This is a genomic window from Mycobacterium appelbergii (assembly GCF_032883035.1).
GTDB classification, from domain to species: Bacteria; Actinomycetota; Actinomycetes; order Mycobacteriales; family Mycobacteriaceae; genus Mycobacterium; species Mycobacterium appelbergii.
Map to the genome: position 1 here is coordinate 18,129 of NZ_JAMQTH010000012.1, position 20,123 is coordinate 38,251.

Below are 20,123 nucleotides of genomic sequence, written 5' to 3' on the forward strand. Positions count from 1 at the left end.
AACCGTCAGCGGGGCTCAAGTCCCGCGGCCCGGTAGGCCGCGTCGACGAAGGCCATGTTGTCCACTGCATCCGCGGTGCCGAACGGTAGCGGTGCCCCGTTCTGCACATGATCGGCGAATGCCTGGAGTTGATAGGTGTAGCTGGGGCGGGTGCCCAACCGCTCGACTCGCTCGGATGCCGCGGACCGCACTGTCAACCGGTCGTCGTCGTTGGGCCGGATGAAATCGTGGACCAGCGCTTCACCGCCGGTACCGACGATCCGGATTGTGAATGAATACGCTTCGGCCACCATCGAATGCGTCGCCAATCCCGTCGTCCCACCGGGAAATGAGAGTTCGACATCGCACCGTGCGTCGACACCGGGTGAGCGCTGTTCGGCGCGGGCGCTCAGGATCGACGGCGCACCGCCCAGCACCAGGCGGCCCAACGATCGCATGATGTGCAACCCGTAGCAGCCCAGATCCATCAGCGCGCCACCGGCCAACTCCAGAGACCAACGCGGGTCGGCGTCCCCGGGCGCGGGCATGCCCATCCGCACTTCGACACGCGTGATCGCGCCCAGCTCACCGGCGGCCGCCAGGGTGAACGCCCGCTGCGTCACCGGATGGAAGAAATAATGGAAGCCTTCGAGCACCGTGATGCCAGCGGCTTCAGCCGCCTGCGCGACCGACAGGGCTTCGGACTTGTTGCGCGCGAACGGTTTCTCGCTCAGGACCGGCTTGCCTGCGGCGATCGCCGCGAGGTTCCACGGTGCGTGCAACGAGTTGGCCAGTGGGTTGTAGATGACGTCGACCTCGGGGTCGTCGATCACCGCCTGGTAGCCGTCGAGGACCCGCTCCACCCCGTACTTGTCGGCGAAGGCCGCCGCCCGCTGCGGATCGCGCGCCGCCACCGCCACCAGACGATGACCCAGTTCAGCCGCCGGGCCGACGATGGCCTTCTCGGCGATCCGCGATGCGCCGAGTACCCCGATGCGCAGGGTCATGCTGTGACGCTGGTCAGGTAGGCGACGCTGGTGACCACGTCGGCGACCGGCCCGTCACCGGTGGGTTCGCCCTCGAGGATGGTGTCCTGTTCGAGGACGAACCAGCCGTCGAAACCGTTGTCCCGCAGAACGGAGACGATGCCCGCGATGTCGATGTCACCGGTGCCCAGCGGCGTGTACATGCCTGCCTTGACGGCATCGGTATAGGTGATGTCGCCCGACTGCACCCGGGTGGCCAATGCCGCGTCGACGTCTTTGAGGTGAGTGTGCGCAATGCGCTGGGGTACGGCCTTGGCGAGTTCCACCGGATCGGTGCCGCCGATCAGCAGATGGCCGGTGTCCAGGCAGAGCGCGATCGCCGAACCGGCGAGCACCCGGTCCACATCGGACCGGGACTCCACCATGGTGCCGACGTGTGGGTGCAGCACCGCCAACAGTCCCGCGTCGGAAACGATGTCGGCGAGCCGGTCGAGGTTGGCCAGCAGCGTCGCCCACTGGTTCCCGTCGAGCTCCGGGCGCGAGTCGTACCCGTCGGCTCCGGTGGCCGCGGCAAGCACCACCACGTCGGCTCCGGCGGCGCGCAGGGACGCCAGCGGGCCGGCGAGATCGGTAGCGGGATCGTGGTCGGCGTCGTGCAGTACGACCGGCACGAAACCGCCGACGCACGAAAGGTCCTGTGCGGCCAGGGTGGCCGTCAAGTCGTCGGTGTCGGCAGGCAGGAACCCCTCGGGACCTAGTTCGGTGGCGCTCAGGCCCGCGCCGCGCATTTCGGCGAGCACCCGATCCGGGGGCAGTTGATATCCCCAACCGGGTACCTCGCAGACACCCCAGGAGATCGGTGCTCCGGCGATTTTGATGGCACTCATGCGTTGCGGACCTCCTCGATGCGTACCGGTGCGTGGCGTCGTAGTGATTCGGTCGCGGCCTCGGCCAACCAGGCCACCTCGACCGCGTCGGCGACTGTTGCGCCGGGGATCGCGTTGCCGTTGACCACCGATACGAACCCGGCGAGTTCGGCGCGGAAGGCGTCGGTGAAGCGGTCCATGAAGAAGTGGTGGTAGGGGCCGGACGGAAAATCGTTGTCCGGATCCATGTTCCGCATCGGTGCTCCCTGGTCCCACCCTGCCACCACGGTGTCGTTGAAGCCGTGGACCTCCAGGCGGCAGTCATAGCCGCGGGCGTTGTAGCGTGCTGCCGACACGATGCCCATCGCACCGCCGTCGAACGTCACCACCGCCGCGGCGGTATCGACATCGTCGTATTCGGCGAAACGCGGATCGCCCTGCACGGTCCCGGTGGCGTACACCTCCACCGCGTTCTGGCCGGTGATCCACCGCAGCACATCGAAATCGTGCACGGCGCAATCGCGGAAGATCCCTCCGGAACCGGCGATGTATTCCATCGGCGGCGGCGCGGGATCCATGGTGGTGCTGCGCACGGTGTGCAACTGTCCCAGTGTTCCTTCGTCGACCGCGCGTTTGGCCGCGGCGAACGCGGCGTCGAACCGCCGCTGGTATCCCACCTGCACAGGTACGCCCGAACGGGCGATCGCCTCTGCGACATGGGCGCTTTCGGCGGCGGTCGCGGCGATCGGCTTCTCGCAGAACGTCGGCAGTCCGCGGTGCACGGCAGCCAGTGTGAGCTCGGCGTGGGCTCCGGTGGCGGCGGCGACCACCACGCCGTCTACTCCGGAATCGAGCAGGTCCTCGACCGAATCAGCAGGCGTGGCACCATGTTTGGCCGCCACTGCGGCGACCACGTCGGGGCGTTCGTCGGCCACGATGAGTCTGTCGATACCGTCCAGTCCGGACAGGGTGTCGACATGGAATGCGCCGATGCGCCCCAGGCCGATGACGCCGAGCGTGGTCATGGGATTCTCCGTTCGTGTTGGGCATGCAATTCGCGATCGAGATCTGCCAAGGGGAGGTCGGCGTCCAGTGCAGCCAGGACGGTGTCCACCTGGCTCGCCGGGGCCAGACTGCCGATCGGTTGGTCCTGGTCGAGGTTGGTGGGGAAGGGGTAACCCTCGGCGGTGGCATTGACGGCGTTGGCCAGCGCGCGCCGCGGGCGTCCGGCGGCCTTCATCGCGAGCAGGGCGGGATAGATGGCGCGCACCATCGCGGTGCGGTCCAGCGACTCCATGGCACGACCGAACGGCGAGGAGATCTGCAGTAGGTTGGCCATCCGGCTGATGTCGGCCGAGGTGTTCGCGCCGGCTCCGTGGTAGAGCGCAGGGTTGAAGAACACCGAATCGCCTTTGCGCAGCGGTACCTGCACGTGGTGGGCCGCGAAGAACTCGATGAACTCGGGCCGGTAGAACGCGATGTAGCCGGCTTCGAAACGCTGCGAGTAGGGCAACAGCATCGTGGGCCCGCTCTCCAGTGGCATATCGCAGTGGGCGACTGCGCCCTGCAGCGTCAACGCGGGCGAGAGCCGGTGCAGGTGCAGCGGATAGTCGGCCAGCTGGTCGGGGGCGACGAAACCAAGGTGGTAGTCGCGATGCGGAACCTGCGCGGCGCCACCGGGATTGACGACGTTCACCTGCGAGGTCACCTGGTAGCGCGGGCCGAGCCAGGCCTGCGAGACGAGTGCGAGGACGTCGTTGGCGTAGTACTCGGCGAAGACGTCCGGGCTGTGCAGCGCGAGCTTCTGGGCGGCGTTCCAGATGCGGTCGTTGGCTCCGGCCTTGCCGAAGTGATCACCTGCGGCGGCGCCGTCGGCGCGCTGTGCGGCGATGATCGAGTTGAACGCACCGCTGGCACGATCCAGCAGGTCGTGGTCGAAGCCGCCATCGAACACCACGACGCCGGGACCCTCGCTCAGGGCACGGATGAGTTCGGTCTGCAGCGCCCGCCGCTCGGTGCGGGCGATCGCGGTCGCGGAGTAGACCGGAATGTTGCGACGCACATCCACGGCATGCGGGTAGTCCGACGGGTCGGTTTCGCGGGCAACCTGGGCGCGGAAGTCCTCGAGCGAACAGTCGGGTTCCTCGATCCATGCCCGATGCGCGGTGTTCAGCGGTGCGGCCATGGCAGCTAGTCTCGCTGTGTACTGTGCCACAATCAACGGCAGAAACCCATCAAAAACCCCTCACACACCCTGGCGGGAAAAGGCGCGCGAGAAAAGGGGGAACGTGCACCGATACAAAGTGCGGGAAATCGCTCAGCAGGCGGGCCTGAGCGAGGCGACGGTGGACCGTGTGCTCAATGACAGGCCCGGCGTCCGCGAGAACACCCGCGCGGAGGTCCTGCAGGCGATCGCCGACCTCGACAAGCAACGGGCGCAGTTGCGGCTGAACGGGCGTCGCTTCCTGATCGACGTGGTGATGCAGACGCCCCGCCGTTTCTCCGATGCGTTCCGTGCGGCGATCGAGGCTGAACTGCCTGCGTTCGCCCCGGCGATGCTGCGGGCCCGGTTCCGCCTGTGGGAGTCGGGGGCGACGGACCAGATGGTCGACGCGCTGGCCAGGATCCGCGGCAGTCACGGTGTGGTGCTCAAGGCGCCGGATCAGCCGGAGATTGTCGAGGCCATCGATCGACTCGTTGCTGCGGGCGTCACCGTGGTGACCTACACGACCGACGTGCCGCACAGTTCCCGCTGCGCCTACGTCGGGATCGACAACCACGGGGCCGGCGCGACCGCGGCGTATCTGATGGATCAGTGGCTCGGGTCGGCACCGTCGTCGGTCCTGATCACTTTGAGTCGCACAGTTTTTCGTGGTGAGGGGGAGCGGGAGGTCGGGTTCCGGTCCGGGCTGCGGTCCTCCGGCCGCGACATCGTCGAAGTGAGCGACAGCGACGGCATCGATGCCACCACCGAACGGCTGGTGCTCGAGGCGCTGCGGCGGAATCCGTCGGTGGAGGCGGTGTATTCGCCGGGCGGCGGCAACACCGCGACGGTCGCGGCGTTCGAGAAGCTCGGCAGAGTGTGCCGGGTCTACGTGGCCCACGACCTCGACGCCGACAACCGGACACTGCTGCGTGACGGCAAGATATCGGTGGTGCTGCACAACGATCTGCGGGCCGACGCCCGGCTGGCGATGCGGCTGATCCTTGCCCAACACGGCGCCCTTCCGGTCGAGCCCGCCCGTCCCACGCCGATCCAGGTGATCACGCCCTACAACCTGCCGCCATGAGGGCCACCAACGATCCCGACTACCATTTCGCCCGCACGGCCACACCGCTACCTGGATGCGCCGGACGCCGCCAGACCACGACCGGGAGACTCTCTTGATGCGGACAGAGTTAGTCCCCGGCGTGACCGTGCTCGGCAACTTGGCGATCGATGTGATCGACGGAGCACCGAGGAGCCCGGGCGGATGTGCGTCATTTGCCGGGGTGGCGCTGGAGGCGACCGGCGGAACCGGCCGCATCGCCGCGATGGGCGCCGAAGTCGACCACGCGCTGTTCGACCCGCTGCTGGACCGCTTCGGTGACATGGTCGCGATCCTGCCGTCGGACCGGACCAGTTCGTTCCGCCTCGACTACGACGACACCGACCATCGACATATGTCGGTGGAGGCCATCGGGCCGGTCTGGGGCGCCGCCGAGATCGAGGCCGCCGACCCACACACGACCTGGGTGCACCTCGCGCCGCTGCTGCGCACAGACTTTCCGGCAGGCACGCTTGAGGTTCTCGCCGCCCGCGGGCACCGCGTCGCCTACGACGGGCAGGGCCTGGTGCGTGCGGACCGGCTCGGCCCTTTGGTCGAGGACCGGCATTTCTCGACTGACCTGCTGACGCATCTGGACGTTCTCAAACTCGCCGAGGATGAGGCACTGGTGGTCGCCGACGGCCCCTTCGATGCTTCAACGGCTCGCCGGCTCGGTGTGCCGGAGATCGTGGTGACCTACGGGTCCGAGGGCTGCGTCATTTACCTGGAGGGCGACATCGTGCGGGTACCTGCTGCGTGGCGGGTGCTCGGAGTCCAGACGACCGGCGCCGGGGACATGTTCACGGCCTGTTATGTCGCCAACCGGGCGGCCGGTGCCGAACCGCGCCACGCCGCTGAACGTGCTAGCGAACTCGTCGCCCGGGAGCTGCAGAAGCGGGTGCAGGTCGGCACCTCCCAAGGCGTGTAACCGCAGGTCGTAGCGTTGAGTTGACAGCTGTCAAGTTGGTGCTTGCCAGTGCTAGCTGCGCGCTACCGACGGGTAGCATTTCCTTAGAGAATGACATTCTCCAAAACGTGACGAAAACCACAGTGGTGTCTCAAACCGGGCTTCTTCACCTCTATGAGCAGTGCCTTCGGTGGCATTCGTGTCGCGTGTCGGACCGCGCCTCGGTGAAGTCCAGCCTAAGAGCAGTGCAATAATCGGTACTGGCAGTGACATAAAAATTTCGGTGTCCATCGAACCGGAGGCGCGCCGCAGGACGGCGACTCGACAGGCGTGGCCGAAGTAGCGTGAAAGGCGGTAGCCGTGGGTGAGAACGGCAACGGCAATGGCACCGCGCCGCGGCAGAAGCTGGAAAAGGTCGTCATCCGCTTCGCCGGCGACTCCGGCGACGGGATGCAGCTGACCGGTGACCGCTTCACCACCGAGGCAGCGCTGTTCGGCAATGACCTTGCCACCCAACCGAATTACCCCGCCGAGATCCGCGCGCCACAGGGCACGCTGCCCGGTGTGTCGTCGTTCCAGATCCAGATCGCCGACTACGACATCCTCACCGCGGGCGACCGCCCTGATGTGCTGGTCGCGATGAACCCGGCGGCGCTGAAGGCCAACGTGTCCGATCTGCCGCGGGGCGGTCTGATCATCGCCAACTCCGACGAGTTCACCAAGCGCAACCTCGCCAAGGTCGGCTACGACGCCAATCCGCTGGAGACCGACGAGCTGTCCGACTATGTGGTGCAGTCCGTCGCGATGACCACCCTCACGCTCGGCGCGGTCGAGGTGATCGGCGCCACCAAGAAGGACGGCCAGCGCGCCAAGAACATGTTCGCGCTCGGGCTGCTGTCGTGGATGTACGGCCGCGAACTGGAGCACAGCGAAACCTTCATCCGCGACAAGTTCTCCCGCAAGCCCGAAATCGCCGAGGCCAACGTGCTGGCGCTCAAGGCCGGCTGGAATTACGGCGAGACCACCGAGGCCTTCGCCATCACCTACGAGGTGGCGCCGGCCAAGCTGCACTCGGGCGAATACCGCCAGATCTCGGGTAACACCGCATTGGCGTACGGCATTGTCGCGGCCGGTCAGCTCGCCGGCGTTCAGGTGGTACTCGGGACCTATCCGATCACCCCGGCTTCGGACATCCTGCACGAACTGTCCAAACACAAGAACTTCAATGTGCTGACGTTCCAGGCCGAGGACGAGATCGCAGGCATCGGTGCGGCCATCGGCGCCTCCTACGGTGGCGCGCTCGGCGTGACCAGCACCTCGGGGCCCGGTGTCTCGCTGAAGTCCGAAGCCATCGGCCTGGCGGTGATGACCGAGCTGCCATTGATCGTCATCGACGTGCAGCGCGGCGGCCCTTCGACCGGTCTGCCGACCAAGACCGAGCAGGCCGATCTGCTGCAGGCGCTGTTCGGCCGCAACGGTGAATCCCCGGTGGCGGTACTGGCCCCGCGGTCGCCGTCGGATTGCTTCGACGTCGCGGTCGAGGCCGCCCGCATCGCGGTGAACTACCACACCCCGGTGATCATCCTGTCCGACGGTGCGGTGGCCAACGGTTCGGAGCCGTGGCGCATCCCCGACGTGAGCACCTATCCGGCCATCGAGCACACCTTCGCCAAGGAGGGTGAGCCGTTCCAGCCGTACGCACGGGATCCCGAGACGTTGTCCCGCCAGTTCGCCGTGCCCGGCACACCGGGTCTGGAGCATCGCATCGGGGGCCTGGAGGCTGCCAACGGTTCGGGCAACATCTCCTACGAACCCAAGAACCACGACCTGATGGTGCGGCTGCGTCAGGAGAAGATCTCCGGTATCTCGGTGCCCGAGCTCGAGGTCGACGATCCGAGCGGTGAAGCCGAATTGCTGTTGCTCGGCTGGGGCAGCTCGTACGGCCCGATCGGTGAGGCGTGCCGTCGCGCCCGGCGTAAGGGAATCAAGGTGGCCCACGCGCATCTGCGTCATCTCAACCCGTTCCCGGCTAACCTCGGTGAGGTACTCCGTCGCTACCCCAAGGTGGTTGCGCCGGAAATGAACCTGGGCCAGCTTGCGCTGCTGCTCCGGGGCAGGTACCTGGTCGATGTTCAGTCGGTGACCAAGGTTGAAGGCATGGCGTTCCTGGCGGACGAGATCGAAGGCATCATCGATGCCGCGCTGGACGGAACGCTGGGCGACAAGGAATCGGACAAGGCGAAGTTTGCACGGTTGGCGGCGGCCACGGTGGAGACGAGTGTGGGAGCGAACGCATGACTGACCTAGTTGGCGCGGACCATCAAGATCTGGGCCTGACACCGCTGACCAAGACTGCCCTGGTGCCGACGACGGACCAGCCGCAGAAGGGCAAAGACTTCACCAGTGACCAGGAGGTCCGCTGGTGCCCGGGGTGCGGCGACTACGTCATCCTCAACACGATCAGGAACTTCCTGCCCGAGTTGGGGCTGCGTCGCGAGAACATCGCGTTCATCAGCGGTATCGGGTGCTCCAGCCGCTTCCCGTACTACCTGGAGACCTATGGTTTCCACTCGATCCACGGCCGTGCCCCGACCATCGCCACCGGCCTGGCGTTGGCCCGGCCGGACCTGTCGGTATGGGTGGTCACCGGTGACGGCGACGCGTTGTCGATCGGCGGCAATCACCTGATCCACGCGTTGCGGCGCAACATGAACATCACGATCCTGCTGTTCAACAACAGGATCTACGGTCTGACCAAGGGGCAGTACTCGCCGACCTCGGAGACCGGCAAGGTCACCAAGTCCACCCCGATGGGGTCGCTGGACTACCCGTTCAACCCGGTGTCACTGGCGCTCGGTGCCGAGGCGACCTTCGTCGGCCGGGCACTGGACTCCGACCGCAAAGGCCTCTCGGAGGTGTTGCGCGCCGCGGCGGCGCACCGCGGTGCCGCACTGGTCGAGATCATGCAGGACTGCCCGATCTTCAACGACGGGTCCTTCGACGCCCTGCGCAAGGAAGGCTCCGAGGAACGGTTGATCAGTGTCAGCCACGGCGAGCCGATCACCTTCGGAGCTGACGGCGAGTATTGCGTGGTCAAGTCCGGATTCGGCCTTGAAGCGGCCAAGACCGCGGACGTGTCCGCCGACGAAATCGTCGTGCACGATGCGCAGCTCGACGACCCCGCGTACGCGTTCGCGCTGTCACGGCTGTCTGAGCAGAACCTCGAACACATGGTGATGGGCATCTTCCGCCAGGTGAACAAGCCCACCTACGACGATGCTGCGCGCCAGCAGATTCAGGCTGCTCAGAAAGCCAAGGCACACGACACGGCGGCCCTGCAAGCGCTGCTTCGGGGCAAAGATACCTGGACTGTCGACTAACGTGCGCTAACGTCACGGGCGTGACATCGCCTGTTCCGTTGGCTGCTGTGGTGTTGGCGGGCGGGGCATCCCGTCGTATGGGCCGTGACAAGGCCACCTTGCCGTTCGAGGGAACGACAATGGTTGAGCGGGTGGTCTCGGCAGTCAGTCAACGTTGTTCACCTGTCTTCGTCATCGCCGCTCCCGGTCAACCACTGCCCGAGCTGACCGCTCACGTCCTGCGCGACGAGGTACGTGGCGTGGGGCCGCTGGTCGCAACCGGCAGGGGACTACGTGCGGTCGCCGAATCCGGCGGTGAGTTGGCCTTCGTGTGCGCGGTCGACATGCCGTTCCTGTCAGCAGATCTCATCGATCAACTTCTCGACCCGGCGGTGCGGCTGGGCGCCGACATCGTGCTGCCCTGGGACGGCCGAGACCATTACCTGGCCGGCATCTATCGGAGCTCGCTGACTGAACGGATCGCCGCGTTGGTGTCCGACGGTGAGCGCAGTATGCGGGCATTGGCAGAAACCGTCGACACACAGCGGATCGTGATGGCGCCACAGCGCGCATTGACCAATGTCAACAGCGCGGCAGATCTGCCCTGAGTTCCGCGCACAACTGCCAAACCGCCTCCAGCAAATTGTGAATTCTCCGCACTGTTGGCCTCTATTTATCGTTTCGAGATAAATTAGCAATTGTTTCGTCATTACTTCTGTGTCGACATTTCGATTCTTAAATGGGAAATTGCCTGCACTGCCTTTGCGGGCCTCATGAATGTTGTCCGAGATACCCACGCGCCGTGGGTATCTCGCGGGTTTTGTGCGGCGGTATCGGCGCGTGTATTCGATATTCGCCGTGTTGGTCACGGTGGCGGACGGGTGAAAACCGTCTCGACCCCGGCCTTTCTCGCGGCAGGGAGCCCAGGAGGGCCTCGGCGCCGACCACAGCCCGCCCCTGACCCGTCGTTCTGGTGGTATCTGAGAATGAAACAGTCTGGACTGCAATGCATTTAGCGCTCTGACGGCGGCGGTGACGACCTCGGTGATGAGCGGTGTCCTGGCCCCGGCCGGTCGCCGGCTGGGGCGTATCCGTTGCGTGGCAAGGCAATCGGCCAGCAGCGTGGCCGGGTCCCGCGATGCGGGCCGACAGCGAACCGGTTTCCGGCTCCGCAGAGGGTTACGTAACACTGGCCGATGGCATCTACCAGTGCTTATGCGTCGGCGGACGCGAAATCCAGGCGCTCGGAGCACTCAGGCAAGTGGGGCGGCTCACAAAATGACCGTGATCTCAGTCACTGCCTGTCGGTCGCTTCTCGGAACGGTGAAACCGTTAGAACGCGGAGTTGACCTGCATAAACGATTCTCTAATCGTCTCGTTATCTGTCTGTGATCTTTCCGAGGCCACTTCTACATTGACATGACTTCCGTTCGAGATCTTTGTACCGTCCCTGACGACTCCAGACGGAGCAAATAATTTCAACACCAAGAACCTGCGTGTGAGCGGGGCTGCCGCGGCGAGAACGACCGCGCGGGGGCCGGGGGCTTGATCCCGGCCTGGCATTCAGTCCCCCTTTCGTGCCTGACCGAGACGGCGCGAACCAACTCCTCCGGCCTGGAGTCCAGGCTGCTGTGCGCCCGCGTCAGCGGGCGTGGGTGGCGCGCGCTTGGCGAAAGGAACGCATGAAGAACATCCGCAAGACGCTCGGCCTGGCCGCCATGACCGGAGCGCTCGCTCTGGCCCCGATGGCGCTGGCGACCGGCACCGCCAATGCGGACAGCGTCAACTGGGACGCCGTCGCCTCCTGCGAGTCCGGCGGTAACTGGTCGATCAACACCGGTAACGGCTACTACGGCGGCCTGCAGTTCAACCTGGGCACCTGGCGCTCGCACGGCGGCGCGGGCATGCCCCACAACGCATCGCGCTCGGAGCAGATCCGGGTGGCCGAGAACGTGCTGAACACTCAGGGCATCGGCGCCTGGCCGGTGTGCGGTCAGCGCGGCTAGTCCTGTCTGTACCCAGTAGGACGTAGTACGAAACGGTGCCGGGCCACGCGCCCGGCACCGTTTCAGTTTCCCCATCAGGCCCTCCGGTTACTCCAGCCTCCATGAGAACTTCAGCCTCCCGTGTAACGCGTGAGGTTGGTCACACGAACTCATTAGTGACCGCATGGTTGCCCAAACGTGACGAAGGTTCTGTGCGGTCCTCGTGTCGAAGGTCGGGGAAGGACCGCGATGAGGAACATCTCGAGGGCGACAACCAGGGGTTTTTGGCTGATAGTCGGAGCCGGTGTGCTTGCGGTGGCACCGCTGATCCTGTCCGTGCCCACGGCTCCGTCAGCGCACGCGGACTCGGTCAACTGGGATGCCATCGCCGCCTGTGAATCCGGCGGCAACTGGTCGACCAACACCGGAAACGGCCACTACGGCGGTTTGCAGTTCAAGCCGACCACCTGGGCCGCTCACGGCGGCGTGGGATCTCCCGCCGGCGCGTCCCGAGAAGAGCAGATCAGGGTCGCCGAGAACGTGCTCGCCACCCAGGGGCTCGGCGCGTGGCCGACGTGCGGCACGCGCGCGGGCTCCCCGGCCGTTTGGGGAGCACCGGCCGCGCCGGCCGCGCCCACGGGTGGTTGTGCCGCGGTGCGGCCCGGCAGCGTGCTCGGCATCTTCAACCTGCGCCAGCTCTGTTCGTCGCTCCTCGACCCGCTGGTGTCGCTCGGCGCGGCGCGCTGAGGATGGCCACCGGTCAGGCGGTGCCGTTCAGCGCACCGGTGTGAAGGCCGACCGCGACGCGATCGATGCCAGCTGCCGGGTCAGCACGAACTCGGGAACCAGCACGGTGGCGCGCCCTGCGACGGCACTGAGCGTTGCCGGGCGCAGATTGACGATCCGGCCGATGAGTGCCGATTTGCGTACCAGCGTGTTCACCCGGGGCCGCCGCAGCGCGGCGAACCGTGCGAACGCGTCGGGCAGATCCGTCGCCCCGTCGGCCAGCCCCGCCAGGATCGCCGCATCCTCCAGGCCCTGACAGCCGCCCTGGCCGAGATGTGGACGCATCGGGTGCGCGGCGTCGCCCGCGATCACGACGGGGCCGCGCGCCCAGCAGCGGGCCTGCGCGCGGTCGTAGAGATCGTTGCGCAACACCTCGGCCGGATCCGAGGCGGCGAGTAGAGCAGGAACGGGTTCGGCCCACGAGCCGAACACCCGCCGTAGATGGGCCAGCTCCCCGTCGGGCGCCGTCTGGCCCTGCGGGGCCCGCTGGGTGGCGAACCAATACGTGTGATCGGATCCGAGCGGGACATGTCCGACCTCCACGCCGGCGCCGAGGGTTTCGCCGGACAACTCCGGGTCGAGCATGTAGTCAGCCACTCCACGCCAGGCGGTGTAGCCGGCATAACGACGTGTCAGCGGGCCGTTCAGATGGCGGGCCACCACCGAAGCGACCCCATCGGCGCCGAGCACGGCGGCCGCCTCCCGGCTGGAATCGTCAGACAGCGTCACCCGCACTCCGGAGCCGGTGGCGACGAGGTCGTCGACTGCCAGCCCGTAGTGCACCGTGCCGGGTCGCAATGCTGCGGCCAGGATGTCGGTCAGTTCGGAGCGCCGAATGACGACGAGCGGTTCGCCCAGGCTCCTGATCATCCGTTCCCGTGCCGGCCGCCGCAGCCAGGTGCCGTCGTGCCAGCGCAGCGCCCCCGCGGCGACCCGGCCACCCGCACCGCGCACGGCGTCACCGAGGCCGATCTCGTCGAGGGCGGCCAATGCGTTGGGCCAGATGCTGATACCGGCGCCTGATGCCGTGTCGGTCCGCGCTTCGACGACATCGACCTCGAACCCGCGCCGCTGCAGCGCGACGGCGCTCGCCAGTCCGGTGATGCCGGCTCCGACAACGAGGATCGGCTTTGCCATCGTTCGAATGTAACGAGCGCCACGCGTGTTGCCGCGACCGGAGTTGGGATCGGCAACTGCCGGCGGCGGCTACCGTGGTCGAGCATGACCCCGTTTCACGACCTCGACGAGTATCTTGCGCTGCCACGGGTAGCGGGCCTTGCGGTTTCACCGGACGGTTCGCGACTGGTCACCACAATCAGCTCATTGAATGACAAGCGCACGGAATTCGTCAGCGCGGTATGGGAATTGGATCCCACGGGGCGCCGGCCCGCCCGCCGGTTGACGCACGGCGCCAAAGGTGAATCGGCACCTGCTTTCACCGCCGAGGCCGACCTGCTGTTCCTGGCGGTGCGGCCGAGCGCCGACGAGGACAAACCGCCCGCGGCGCTGTGGCGGCTGCCGGCCACAGGTGGGGAAGCCGTCGAGATGCTGACCATGCCCGGCGGTGTCGCCGGTGTGGTGAGTGCGGCCGCGGCCGACGTCACGGTGGTGGCCGCAACACTGTTGCCCTCGGCCGGTGATGTCGACGCCGACAAGACGCTGCGGGACCGGCGCAAGGACGCCAAGGTGTCGGCCGTGTTGCACGCCGGATACCCGGTCCGGCACTGGGACCACCATCTCGGCCCGGAACAACCGCACCTCTTTGATGCGGACGGGCCGACCGATCTCACCGCGAACCCCGGAGAGGCCTTGCGGGAGGCTGCATTCGACGTCAGCGCCGACGGGCTGTTCGTGGTGAGCTCCTGGCAGGTGCCGGGCCCGGGAGCATCGATCCGGTCGATCCTGGTGCGTATCGACCGCGAGACCGGCGACCGCACCACGATCGCCGACGAGCCGGGCGCCGACCTGGGTGCTCCGTCGATCGCGCCGGACGGGCACGCGGTGGCATTCTTGCGCGAAACCCACTCGACACCCACCGAAGCGCCGCGGCTCACGTTGTGCTGCATGCAGTTCGGTGCGGAGCCGGTGGAGCTGACCGTCAATTGGGACCGGTGGCCCAATTCGGTGACCTGGTCGCAGGACTCATCGACGTTGATCGTCACCGCGGACGAATCAGGGCGCGGACCGATTTTCGGCGTCGACCCGGTCACCGGAAGCGTCACCCGCCGCACCGATGACGACTACACCTACAGCAATGTGCGTACCGCGCCCGGCGGTGTGATCTATGCGCTGCGCAGCTCGTACACCGCGCCGCCGCATCCCGTGCGCCTCGACCCGGACGGCACCATCACCGAGCTGCCGTGCCTGGATTGGCCGGAACTGCCAGGCACTCTCACCGAGCTGACCGCCACCGCAGAAGACGGCGCGCCGGTCCGGTCCTGGCTGACCCTGCCCACCGGTGACGAGGCCGCTCCACTGGTGCTGTGGATTCATGGCGGCCCATTGGGCAGCTGGAACAGCTGGCACTGGCGCTGGAACCCATGGCTGCTCACCGCACAGGGCTACGCGGTGCTCATGCCGGACCCTGGGCTGTCCACCGGGTACGGCCAGGAGTTCATCCAGCGCGGTTGGGGTGCCTGGGGTGGGGCGCCCTACACCGATCTGCTTGCCGCGACGGACGCGGCGTGCGCGCATCCGCGGGTCGACGCGTCGGTGACCGCGGCGATGGGCGGATCATTCGGCGGCTACATGGCCAACTGGATCGCCGGTCAGACAGACCGCTTCGACGCCATCGTCACCCATGCCGGCCTGTGGGCGCTCGATCAGTTCGGCCCCACCACCGACGGTGCCTATTGGTGGGCTCGCGAGATGACCCCCGAGATGGCACAGCACAATTCGCCGCATCGGTTCGTCGGCCAGATCCGTACCCCGATGCTGGTCATCCACGGTGACAAGGATTACCGCGTGCCGATCGGAGAAGCCCTGCGGCTGTGGTACGAGTTGCTGGCCCACTCTGGTCTGCCCGCCGACGAGGACGGATCCAGCCCCCACCGTTTCCTCTACTATCCGAGCGAAAATCATTGGGTGCTGGCGCCTGAGCACGCCAAGATCTGGTACCAGGTGGTGAGCGCATTTCTGGGCAAGCACCTGCGCGACGAAGACGTTCAACTGCCAGAACTGCTCGGGTAGCGTCAGCATCGTGACGCAGCGTGAGTTCGATCTGGTTCTATACGGGGCGACGGGATTCGCCGGCAAGCTGACGGCCGAGTACTTGGCCACGGCTGGCGGAACGGCGCGAATCGCGCTGGCCGGGCGTTCGGAGGACAAGTTGCGCGCGGTGCGTGCCACGCTCGGCGCGGCAGCCCAGGCGTGGCCGCTGATCACCGCCGACGCCACCGCGCCGTCCACGCTCGACGCCATGGCGGCCCGCACGCAGGTGGTGGTGACGACCGTCGGGCCGTACACCCGGTACGGCATGCCATTGGTGGCGGCCTGCGCCGCGGCGGGGACCGACTACGCCGACCTGACCGGCGAGACCATGTTCATCCGCAACAGCATCGACCTGCACCACAAGCAGGCCCTCGACACCGGTGCCCGGATCGTGCACTCGTGCGGATTCGATTCGGTGCCATCCGATCTCACTGTGTACGCGTTGTACCGGCGGACCGCTGCCGATGGTGCCGGCGAACTCGGCGACACCAACCTCGTCGTGCGAACGTTCGCGGGCGGGGTGTCCGGCGGCACGGTCGCCTCGATGCTGGAGGTGCTGCGCACGTCGTCCAGCGATCCGGAATCCCGGCAGCTGATGAACGATCCGTACACCCTGAGCCCGGACCGCGGCGCCGAACCGGAACTCGGCGGGCAACCGGACGTGCGCTGGCGGCGTGGCGGTGAGATTGCGCCGGAGCTGGCCGGATACTGGACCGGGGCGTTCGCAATGGCGGCACCGAACACCCGAATCGTGCGACGCAGCAATGCATTACTGGATTACCGCTATGGGCGCCGGTTCTCCTATGCCGAGCAGATGAGCCTCGGTCGCTCGCTCGGCGCGCCGCTCGCCGCGGCGCTGGTCACCGGATCCAACGCCGCCACGCTCAGCCTCGGCGGCCGGTACTTCAACCGGCTGCCCGCCGGCCTCGTCGAGCGCGTCGTTCCCAAGCCGGGGACCGGGCCAAGCGAGAAAACCCGCGAACACGGCCACTACCGCGTCGAGACCTACACCACGACGACCTCGGGTGCCCGGTACGTCGCGACGATGGCGCAACAGGGCGACCCCGGTTACAAGGCCACTGCGGTGTTGCTCGGCCAGTGCGGGCTGGCGTTGGCCACCGACCGTGACCAGCTTTCCGACCTGCGTGGCGTGCTGACGCCGGCAGCGGCGATGGGAGATGCACTGCTCACCCGGCTGCCGGGTGCCGGGGTGACGCTGGAGACCACCGCGCTGACCTGAATCGATCGGGCCTGAAACGATCGCACCGCCGCGAACACCTGTGGGGCAAGATCAATTGCGACTAGTGTCGTCCGCGAGGACTTCAACTACGCCAGCAACGAAGGTGGGAAGAACAATGGCCGGTCTCGACGAACTCTTCGCCCAGATCCCGGTAGGGGACATCGCGAACAAGCTCGGTGCCGACGAGGGTGAGGTGAACGCGGCCATCAAGACCCTGGTTCCGGCACTCGTCGGTGGCATGCAGCAGAACGTCCAGGCTGACGACATCGACTCGAGCAAGCTCGAGACCGCGGTGACCGACCAGGCAGCCAGCGGCCTGCTCGACGGTGGGGTGAACGTCAACGAGGTGGACGAGAACGAAGGCGACAAGATGGTCGCCCACATCTTCGGCGGCAACAACAGCAGTACGGTCGCATCGTCACTCGCGGGCACCGGTGCAGGTGGCGGCGACCTGATCAAGAAGCTGCTGCCGATCCTCGCCCCGATCGTGCTGGCCTACATCGGTAAGCAGTTCTCGCAGCAGAACGCGCCCGCACAGTCCGCTCCGCAGCCCCAGGCCTCCGGCGGAGGCCTGGGTGACGTCCTCGGCAGCATCCTCGGCGGTGCCACCGGTGGTGGCGGGGGTAACAACAATCCGCTCGGCAGCATCCTCGGCAATGTGCTCGGCGGTGGTCAGGGCAACGCCATCGGCGAAATCCTCGGCGGCCTGCTCGGCGGCAAGAAGTAGCCGGTCCGGCCGTACCGCCTCGCGATCTCGCGGCCCCCGCCACCCGGTGCACGCACCCGGTGGCGGGGGCTTTCGCGTATTCGCACCGTTCCTTCCTAGAATGGCGCGGTGACCCCCAGCCCTGACAATCGCGCCGATGCCCTCCCCAAATCATGGGACCCCGGCTCGGTGGAAGCCGAGCTGTACCAGGGCTGGGTGGATGCCGGATACTTCACCGCCGATGCTGCGAGCGACAAGCCCGCGTACTCCATCGTGCTGCCGCCGCCGAATGTGACCGGCAGCCTGCACATGGGCCATGCGCTCGACCACACGCTGATGGATGCGCTCACCCGGCGCAAACGCATGCAGGGCTACGAGGTGCTGTGGCTGCCCGGCATGGACCACGCCGGTATCGCGACCCAGACCGTGGTGGAAAAGCAACTCGCGGTGGACGGCAAGACCAAGGAAGACTTCGGCCGCGAGCTGTTCATCGAGAAGGTGTGGGACTGGAAGCGGGAATCCGGCGGCACCATCGGCGCCCAGATGCGCCGACTCGGCGACGGCGTGGACTGGAACCGTGAACGTTTCACGATGGACGAGGGCCTGTCGCGCGCCGTCCGCACCATCTTCAAGCGCTTGTTCGATGCCGGGCTGATCTACCAGGCCGAGCGGCTGGTCAACTGGTCGCCCGCGCTGCAGACGGCACTCTCGGACATCGAGGTCGTCCACGCAGAGGTCGAGGGTGAGCTGGTCTCGTTCCGCTACGGGTCGATGAACGATGACGAGCCGCACATCGTGGTGGCCACCACCCGGGTCGAGACGATGCTGGGAGACACCGGCATCGCGGTGCACCCCGACGACGAGCGCTACCGCCACCTCGTCGGCAAGACATTGCCACACCCGTTCACCGACCGGGACATCGTGATCGTTGCCGATGGCCACGTCGACCCTGAATTCGGTACCGGCGCAGTCAAGGTCACCCCCGCTCACGATCCCAACGACTTCGAGATCGGGTTGCGACACCAGCTGCCGATGCCGTCGATCATGGACACCAAGGGCCGGATCGCAGGGACCGGAACCGAATTCGACGGAATGGACCGGTTCGAGGCACGGGTGAAGGTGCGTGAGGCGCTGGCTGCCCAGGGGCGGGTCGTGGAGGAGAAGCGCCCGTATCTGCACAGCGTCGGTCATTCCGAGCGGAGCGGCGAGCCCATCGAACCCCGGCTCAGCCTGCAATGGTGGGTCAGGGTCGAGACGCTGGCCAAGGCGGCGGGCGATGCGGTGCGCAGCGGCGACACTGTGATTCATCCGCCGAGCCTTGAACCGCGATGGTTCGCCTGGGTCGACAACATGCACGACTGGTGCATCTCGCGGCAGCTGTGGTGGGGCCACCGCATCCCGATCTGGCACGGCCCGGACGGCGAGACGGTGTGCGTCGGTCCGGACGAGACCCCGCCCGAGGGCTGGGAGCAGGACCCCGATGTGCTCGACACGTGGTTCTCCTCGGCGCTGTGGCCGTTCTCGACCATGGGTTGGCCCGACCGCACGCCCGAGCTGGCCAAGTTCTATCCGACAAGCGTTCTGGTCACCGGCTACGACATCATCTTCTTCTGGGTGGCGCGGATGATGATGTTCGGCACGTTCGTCAGCGACGATCCGACGATTACCGCCGGCGGTGAGCGTGGCCCTCAGATGCCGTTCGAGAACGTCTTCCTGCACGGTCTGATCCGCGACGAATTCGGCCGCAAGATGAGCAAGTCGCGCGGCAACGGCATCGACCCGCTGGATTGGGTGGAGAAGTTCGGCGCCGACGCACTGCGGTTCACCCTGGCCCGTGGCGCCAGTCCCGGCGGCGACCTGTCCATCGGTGAGGACCATGCCCGTGCCTCGCGTAACTTCGCCACCAAACTGTTCAATGCCACGCGTTTCGCGCTGATGAACGGGGCGGCCCCCGCGCCGCTGCCCGGCCTCGCCGACCTGACCGACGCCGACCGCTGGATCCTCGGCCGGCTGGAAGAGGTGCGCGCCGAAGTGGATTCGGCGTTCGACAGCTACGAGTTCAGCCGGGCCTGCGAATCGCTGTACCACTTCGCCTGGGATGAATTCTGCGACTGGTACGTCGAGTTGGCCAAGGTCCAGCTGGGCGAGGGCATCACCCACACGACCGGGGTGCTGGCCGAGGTCCTCGACGCGTTGCTGAAGTTGCTGCATCCGGTGATGCCGTTTGTCACCGAGGCCCTGTGGAAGACGCTCACCGATGGCGAGTCGATCGTCATTGCGCAGTGGCCCGAAGCGTCTGGATACTCGTCCGATCCTGATGCGGCACAACATATCGCCGATATGCAGAAGCTGATCACCGAGATCCGCCGGTTCCGTAGTGACCAGGGGCTGGCCGACCGGCAGAAGGTTCCGGCCCGGCTGTCGGCCATCGCCGAGTCCGGCCTGACCGGGCAGCTCGCCGCGGTCACCGCGCTGGCCTGGCTGACCGATGCCGATGACGGGTTCACCGCCTCGGCCGCGGTCGAGGTGCGGTTGTCGCAAGGCACCGTGGTGGTCGAACTCGACACCTCGGGCACCGTGGATGTCGAGGCGGAGCGGCGGCGGCTGGAGAAAGACCTGGGCGCCGCACAGAAGGAACTCGCCACCACCACCGCAAAGCTCGGCAACGACGCGTTCCTGGCCAAGGCGCCCGCCGACGTTGTCGACAAGATCCGGGGCCGCCGGCAGTTGGCCGGTGAAGAGGTCGAACGGATCACCGCACGCCTGGCGGGGTTGCGATGAGCGCTTGCGC

General features: G+C 66.7%; 16 protein-coding genes. 11 read left to right on the plus strand and 5 right to left on the minus strand.

Features of this window, described 5'->3' with window-relative positions:
• Nucleotides 1-5: 5 nt before the first annotated feature.
• The 4 genes from M1247_RS25245 to M1247_RS25260 are packed head-to-tail and all read right to left on the minus strand — an operon-like array spanning nucleotide 6 to nucleotide 4,016.
• Nucleotides 6-986 carry a Gfo/Idh/MocA family protein gene (locus M1247_RS25245; RefSeq protein ID WP_317159151.1) on the minus strand — a complete coding sequence of 327 codons (981 nt, stop codon included), beginning with the start codon at nucleotides 984-986 and terminating at the stop codon, nucleotides 6-8.
• Nucleotides 983-1,852, minus strand: a complete 870-nt coding sequence (locus M1247_RS25250) for a sugar phosphate isomerase/epimerase family protein (protein ID WP_317159152.1) — start codon at nucleotides 1,850-1,852, stop codon at nucleotides 983-985. The genes M1247_RS25245 and M1247_RS25250 overlap by 4 nt, the downstream gene beginning before the upstream one ends.
• Nucleotides 1,849-2,856, minus strand: a complete 1,008-nt coding sequence (locus M1247_RS25255) for a Gfo/Idh/MocA family protein (protein WP_317159153.1) — start codon at nucleotides 2,854-2,856, stop codon at nucleotides 1,849-1,851. The genes M1247_RS25250 and M1247_RS25255 overlap by 4 nt, the downstream gene beginning before the upstream one ends.
• Nucleotides 2,853-4,016 carry a phytanoyl-CoA dioxygenase family protein gene (locus tag M1247_RS25260; RefSeq protein WP_317159154.1) on the minus strand — a complete coding sequence of 388 codons (1,164 nt, stop codon included), beginning with the start codon at nucleotides 4,014-4,016 and terminating at the stop codon, nucleotides 2,853-2,855. The genes M1247_RS25255 and M1247_RS25260 overlap by 4 nt, the downstream gene beginning before the upstream one ends.
• A gap of 103 nt (nucleotides 4,017-4,119) precedes the next feature.
• On the opposite strand from M1247_RS25260, the gene M1247_RS25265 reads away from it, so the two are divergent.
• The 7 genes from M1247_RS25265 (at nucleotide 4,120) to M1247_RS25295 (ending at nucleotide 12,137) form a co-directional block, all read left to right on the plus strand.
• Nucleotides 4,120-5,121: a LacI family DNA-binding transcriptional regulator gene (locus M1247_RS25265; RefSeq protein WP_317159155.1), complete on the plus strand. Its 1,002-nt coding sequence runs from the start codon at nucleotides 4,120-4,122 to the stop codon at nucleotides 5,119-5,121.
• Between the two features lie 97 nt (nucleotides 5,122-5,218).
• Nucleotides 5,219-6,067 (plus strand): PfkB family carbohydrate kinase, encoded by an 849-nt coding sequence (locus tag M1247_RS25270; RefSeq protein WP_317159156.1) that lies wholly within the window; start codon nucleotides 5,219-5,221, stop codon nucleotides 6,065-6,067.
• A gap of 339 nt (nucleotides 6,068-6,406) precedes the next feature.
• Entirely contained in the window at nucleotides 6,407-8,344 is a 1,938-nt protein-coding gene (locus M1247_RS25275; protein ID WP_317159157.1) for a 2-oxoacid:acceptor oxidoreductase subunit alpha, read from the plus strand.
• Nucleotides 8,341-9,426, plus strand: a complete 1,086-nt coding sequence (locus tag M1247_RS25280; protein ID WP_317159158.1) for a 2-oxoacid:ferredoxin oxidoreductase subunit beta — start codon at nucleotides 8,341-8,343, stop codon at nucleotides 9,424-9,426. The genes M1247_RS25275 and M1247_RS25280 overlap by 4 nt, the downstream gene beginning before the upstream one ends.
• Before the next feature lie 20 nt (nucleotides 9,427-9,446).
• Nucleotides 9,447-10,013 carry a molybdenum cofactor guanylyltransferase gene (mobA, locus tag M1247_RS25285; RefSeq protein ID WP_317159159.1) on the plus strand — a complete coding sequence of 189 codons (567 nt, stop codon included), beginning with the start codon at nucleotides 9,447-9,449 and terminating at the stop codon, nucleotides 10,011-10,013.
• A 1,074-nt stretch (nucleotides 10,014-11,087) separates the two neighbouring features.
• On the plus strand, nucleotides 11,088-11,411 hold the full coding sequence (locus M1247_RS25290) for a transglycosylase family protein (RefSeq protein ID WP_458695252.1): 324 nt from the start codon (nucleotides 11,088-11,090) through the stop codon (nucleotides 11,409-11,411).
• Nucleotides 11,412-11,639: 228 nt separating this feature from the next.
• A complete protein-coding gene (locus M1247_RS25295) occupies nucleotides 11,640-12,137 on the plus strand; it encodes a transglycosylase family protein (RefSeq protein WP_317159160.1) in 498 nt (165 codons plus the stop codon).
• Nucleotides 12,138-12,164: 27 nt separating this feature from the next.
• Here the strand turns inward: M1247_RS25295 and M1247_RS25300 are convergent, their stop codons facing one another.
• Complete coding sequence (locus M1247_RS25300; RefSeq protein ID WP_317159161.1) at nucleotides 12,165-13,313, minus strand: FAD-dependent oxidoreductase; 1,149 nt, start codon at nucleotides 13,311-13,313, stop codon at nucleotides 12,165-12,167.
• Between the two features lie 84 nt (nucleotides 13,314-13,397).
• On the opposite strand from M1247_RS25300, the gene M1247_RS25305 reads away from it, so the two are divergent.
• The 4 genes from M1247_RS25305 (at nucleotide 13,398) to M1247_RS25320 (ending at nucleotide 20,113) form a co-directional block, all read left to right on the plus strand.
• A complete protein-coding gene (locus M1247_RS25305; protein WP_317159162.1) occupies nucleotides 13,398-15,365 on the plus strand; it encodes a S9 family peptidase in 1,968 nt (655 codons plus the stop codon).
• A gap of 10 nt (nucleotides 15,366-15,375) precedes the next feature.
• Nucleotides 15,376-16,626: a saccharopine dehydrogenase family protein gene (locus tag M1247_RS25310; protein ID WP_317159163.1), complete on the plus strand. Its 1,251-nt coding sequence runs from the start codon at nucleotides 15,376-15,378 to the stop codon at nucleotides 16,624-16,626.
• A gap of 115 nt (nucleotides 16,627-16,741) precedes the next feature.
• Entirely contained in the window at nucleotides 16,742-17,353 is a 612-nt protein-coding gene (locus tag M1247_RS25315; protein WP_317159164.1) for a DUF937 domain-containing protein, read from the plus strand.
• 108 nt (nucleotides 17,354-17,461) lie between these two features.
• A complete protein-coding gene (locus M1247_RS25320) occupies nucleotides 17,462-20,113 on the plus strand; it encodes a valine--tRNA ligase (protein WP_317159165.1) in 2,652 nt (883 codons plus the stop codon).
• The last annotated feature ends 10 nt before the right edge of the window (nucleotides 20,114-20,123 follow it).

Coding starts and splice junctions, on each gene's coding strand:
- M1247_RS25245 (WP_317159151.1), bottom strand. CDS start 986: ATGACCCTGCGCATCGGGGTACTCGGCGCATCGCGGATCGCCGAGAAG.
- M1247_RS25250 (WP_317159152.1), bottom strand. CDS start 1,852: ATGAGTGCCATCAAAATCGCCGGAGCACCGATCTCCTGGGGTGTCTGC.
- M1247_RS25255 (WP_317159153.1), bottom strand. CDS start 2,856: ATGACCACGCTCGGCGTCATCGGCCTGGGGCGCATCGGCGCATTCCAT.
- M1247_RS25260 (WP_317159154.1), bottom strand. CDS start 4,016: ATGGCCGCACCGCTGAACACCGCGCATCGGGCATGGATCGAGGAACCC.
- M1247_RS25270 (WP_317159156.1), top strand. CDS start 5,219: ATGCGGACAGAGTTAGTCCCCGGCGTGACCGTGCTCGGCAACTTGGCG.
- M1247_RS25280 (WP_317159158.1), top strand. CDS start 8,341: ATGACTGACCTAGTTGGCGCGGACCATCAAGATCTGGGCCTGACACCG.
- M1247_RS25290 (WP_458695252.1), top strand. CDS start 11,088: ATGAAGAACATCCGCAAGACGCTCGGCCTGGCCGCCATGACCGGAGCG.
- M1247_RS25295 (WP_317159160.1), top strand. CDS start 11,640: ATGAGGAACATCTCGAGGGCGACAACCAGGGGTTTTTGGCTGATAGTC.
- M1247_RS25300 (WP_317159161.1), bottom strand. CDS start 13,313: ATGGCAAAGCCGATCCTCGTTGTCGGAGCCGGCATCACCGGACTGGCG.
- M1247_RS25305 (WP_317159162.1), top strand. CDS start 13,398: ATGACCCCGTTTCACGACCTCGACGAGTATCTTGCGCTGCCACGGGTA.
- M1247_RS25315 (WP_317159164.1), top strand. CDS start 16,742: ATGGCCGGTCTCGACGAACTCTTCGCCCAGATCCCGGTAGGGGACATC.